Origin of the sequence: Alcanivorax sp. UBA3183, assembly GCF_002364155.1 — a bacterium.
GTDB classification, from domain to species: domain Bacteria; phylum Pseudomonadota; class Gammaproteobacteria; order Pseudomonadales; family Alcanivoracaceae; genus Alcanivorax; species Alcanivorax jadensis.
The window spans coordinates 133,087-136,422 of sequence record NZ_DEXN01000006.1 but is presented as its reverse complement, the minus strand read 5'-3'; the positions used below and the strand labels follow the sequence as shown (position 1 = coordinate 136,422).

At 60.7% G+C, this 3,336-nt stretch carries 5 protein-coding genes; all 5 read right to left on the bottom strand.

Annotated elements, in window-relative coordinates:
* A partial coding sequence (locus B3Q33_RS01915) for an alpha/beta fold hydrolase (protein ID WP_286826673.1) occupies positions 1-446 on the bottom strand: 446 nt, incomplete at its 3' end.
* Positions 447-525: 79 nt separating this feature from the next.
* The gene (locus tag B3Q33_RS01910) at positions 526-1,875 is read right to left on the bottom strand and encodes an ATP-binding protein (RefSeq protein WP_272975014.1); all 1,350 of its coding nucleotides are present in this window, start codon (positions 1,873-1,875) and stop codon (positions 526-528) included.
* Positions 1,872-2,540 (bottom strand): response regulator transcription factor, encoded by a 669-nt coding sequence (locus B3Q33_RS01905; protein WP_035246642.1) that lies wholly within the window; start codon positions 2,538-2,540, stop codon positions 1,872-1,874. The genes B3Q33_RS01910 and B3Q33_RS01905 overlap by 4 nt, the downstream gene beginning before the upstream one ends.
* On the bottom strand, positions 2,540-2,875 hold the full coding sequence (locus B3Q33_RS01900) for a PepSY domain-containing protein (RefSeq protein WP_052042629.1): 336 nt from the start codon (positions 2,873-2,875) through the stop codon (positions 2,540-2,542). The genes B3Q33_RS01905 and B3Q33_RS01900 overlap by 1 nt, the downstream gene beginning before the upstream one ends.
* Entirely contained in the window at positions 2,862-3,170 is a 309-nt protein-coding gene (locus tag B3Q33_RS01895) for a PepSY domain-containing protein (protein WP_035246637.1), read from the bottom strand. The genes B3Q33_RS01900 and B3Q33_RS01895 overlap by 14 nt, the downstream gene beginning before the upstream one ends.
* Positions 3,171-3,336 lie beyond the last annotated feature (166 nt).

Below are 3,336 nucleotides of genomic sequence, written 5' to 3'. Positions count from 1 at the left end.
CGGGTAGCCAGCATGCCGCCCATGGAGTGACCCACCACCGTGACGCGGTCCACTTTCAGGGTATCCAGCAGGCGACGGGTGTGGTCCGCCAGGGTCTGAAAGCTGTACTGGAAATGTGCCGGCTTGGAGGACTTGCCGAAACCGATCTGGTCCGGCACCACCACGCGGTAACCATCGGCCAGCAATTCGATGATGGTGCGCTCCCAGTAGGCACCGGAAAAATTCTTGCCGTGCAGAAGCAGCACCGTTTTTCCATTGCCCTGTTTCGGCGCCACATCCATGTAGGCCATTTCCAGATCCTGTTGCTGATCGTTCAGGCTCAGCGTCTGCACCGGGGAGGGATACGAGAAACCCGTCAGACGGACATCAAGGGACAGCGGGGCAGCGACCAGGCGTCCGGCCAGCAACAGTCCCGCCAGCACCAGCCACAGTGGCTGTACTTTCATGGGGCGCTCCTTATCAGGCGTTGTCAGGTGTTTATGGTCCGAGTGCTATTGCCGCACCGGGGTTCCCGGCCAACCAGGATTATGGCCAGGGGGCCTCTGAATAACTTCCTGCGGCCGGGACCGGCAACCGCAGTTCCACCCGCAGACCTCCCCAGGCGCTCTCCCCCAGGGACAGCTCGCCCCCGTAAGCCGCCACGGTATCGCTGACAATGGCCAGCCCCAGGCCATCCCCCGGAGTGCGTTCGTCCAGGCGCTGACCACGCTGCAGCACTTGCTGGCGTCGCTCTGGCGCAATACCCGGGCCATCATCCTCCACGCACAGGTGCAGATGCCCGTCGCGGTCATCGAGGGTCAGGCGAATGCGGCTATCCGCCCACTTGAAGGCGTTATCCAGCAGGTTGCCCAGCACTTCCAGCATATCGTCCCGCTCCAGTGGCTGAGCGGGCAGCTGATCGCCCTCCACCACCACTTGCAGAGAACGGTGATGTGCCCGCTCCAGCGTCGTTAAAAGCAGGGGCACATGGTCGGCAGGACAAAACCGGTTGGTGGCTGTCACGCCGGCCGCCACGCGGGCCCGCCCCAGAGCCCGGCGGATAGTCGCTTCCATCTGACCCAGCTGCTCTTCCAGCAATGCATGAAGAGCCGGGTCAGCGGTTTTCAGTGGTTCATTGCAGCGATTTTTCAGCACCGCCAACGGGGTTTTCAGCGCGTGCCCCAGGTCACCCAAAGCGTGACGGGAGCGCTGCAGCTGCTGCTCGGTATGACGCTGCAGCCGATTGATTTCCAGCACCAGCGGATGCAGCTCCAGCGCCACGTCTTCATTAAGCGCATTGCGCTGCCCACCGCGAAGTTGTTCGATTTCCTTGCGCGCTTGTCGCAATGGCGACAACCCCCGGCGCAACAACCACTGCTGCACCACAGCCAACGCCAGCAATACCACCAACCAGGCTATCAGCACGGCGGTGCGGGTACGGCTGTACGCTGTCATTACCGGGGTGTAATCCTGGGCCACAACGATCGTCACCGGCTGATCATTCATCCGGTACTCACCACGATAACGCAGTAACTGCTGACTACCCGGGCCTGGCTGCAGCGCCTCGTCCATGCCGGGGAGGTCCGGCAGTGTTAGCGTGGCGTCCCACAGGGACCGGGAACGCCAGCGGCTGTCAGCCACTTCCACCACAAAATAACGCCCGGACAGAGGCCGCCGATAGGCCGGATGCAGACGGGTCGGGTCGAGGGTGAGCTCATCATTCTGACCCCGGCCGATGGCGGTGAGCACTCCGGCAGCATCGTCACGGAGCGAATCGCTTAGCGCTTCACGCTGCTCCCGCTCCAGCCACCACAGTGCCCCCTGGCTAATCAACAACCCTGCCAGCAGCAAGCTGACAAACAGGCTGATACCCAAGCGGCGGCCAATGGATCTCATCCGTCGCCCCCGATGAACACATAGCCCTGCCCCCGGCGGGTTTCGATCGCACCCTTGCCGAGTTTGCGGCGCAGCCGGTTTACATGCACTTCCAGCACATTGGAATCCCGGTCACTTTCGTTGTCATAGAGGTGGGAAGCCAGTTGCCCCTTGGAAAGCAACCGACCCGGGTTATGCATGAAATACCGCAACATGCGGAACTCGGCACCGGTCAGCGTCATTTCCTGCTCACCCTGCCAGACGCTCTGGCGCTGCTCATCCAGTGTCAGGCTGCCGACGCGCAGGCGCGAGTCATTGACGTTGCCATGGGTGCGCCGCAGCAGGGCCTGTACCCGCAACAATAATTCATCCGGGTGGAAGGGTTTGGTCAGGTAGTCGTCAGCGCCCACTTGCAGGCCCTCGATCTTTTCCGACCAGCTATCCCGGGCGGTGAGAATCAGCACCGGCACGCCCAGGCCCTCTGCCCGCCACTGACGCAATACCTGCAGCCCGCCCATGCCGGGCAAGCCCAGGTCGAGAATCACCAGATCGAAAGGATCATCGTGCGCCTTTACCAGTGCATCCCGGCCATCAGCCAGCCAGTCCACCGCATAACCGTGCTCACGCAACATGGGGATCAGTTGATCAGCCAGGGATACGCTGTCTTCCACCAACATCAACCGCATCAATCGTCTCGCTCATCGTCCAGCCAGGTTCCGTCACGGGCATCGATTTCCAGCTCACGCACCACACGCTCACGGGTCAGTAACTCGATTTCGTAGACAAGAATACCGTCATCCCGCTCCAGCTCCACCTCCAGCAGGCGGGCCTCGGGGTAACGATCATGGATAGCGTCCAGTACGGTTTCAAAAGGCAGCACAAGGCCCTGCTCTCGTAATCGCAGGGCCTCTTCATGGCCGACATCATCTGCGGTCAACGAAGGAGACATCAGGCCAAGCAGGACGAGAAGACTCGCCCTGCCGGCCAGGATCGGGATTGGCAAGGGATCAGTCTCGCTCATCCTTCAGCACATCGCCGGTACTGGCATCAATGTCCACGTCCCATTCCTGTCCCTGGGCATCACGCAGCTCCACCTGGTAGATGTAGCGGCCATATTCATTTTCCAGTTCGGTGTCGGTGATCTGTGCTTGCGGGTGCTTGTCCAGAGCCACCTTGTCGAGCGTCTCCAATGACTGAATCGTGCCGTCTTTCACCAGTTGTGGCACTTGCTGGTGGGGAACATCATCAGCATAAACGGTGCCGGCGGCAGCCACGCCAAGCAGGGCTGCGATCAGAGTGGTTCGGGTCAATGTCATGGTGTTTCTCCTTTCCTTTTGGGTTGGGTTTCCCTGTCGGGATTGAGAACACTGTACGAGTACAACCTGAATCTACCCTGAACGGTAACTGAAACCAGCATGAATGGGTGGGCAGATATCCCCGTCGTATATTTCAGGCATAAAAAAACCGGCCCGAAGGCCGGTT

Excerpts from the sequence above, each read along its gene's own strand:
- B3Q33_RS01900 (WP_052042629.1), bottom strand. The coding sequence starts at position 2,875 with ATGAGCGAGACTGATCCCTTGCCAATCCCGATCCTGGCCGGCAGGGCG.
- B3Q33_RS01895 (WP_035246637.1), bottom strand. The coding sequence starts at position 3,170 with ATGACATTGACCCGAACCACTCTGATCGCAGCCCTGCTTGGCGTGGCT.
- B3Q33_RS01910 (WP_272975014.1), bottom strand. The coding sequence starts at position 1,875 with ATGAGATCCATTGGCCGCCGCTTGGGTATCAGCCTGTTTGTCAGCTTG.
- B3Q33_RS01905 (WP_035246642.1), bottom strand. The coding sequence starts at position 2,540 with ATGCGGTTGATGTTGGTGGAAGACAGCGTATCCCTGGCTGATCAACTG.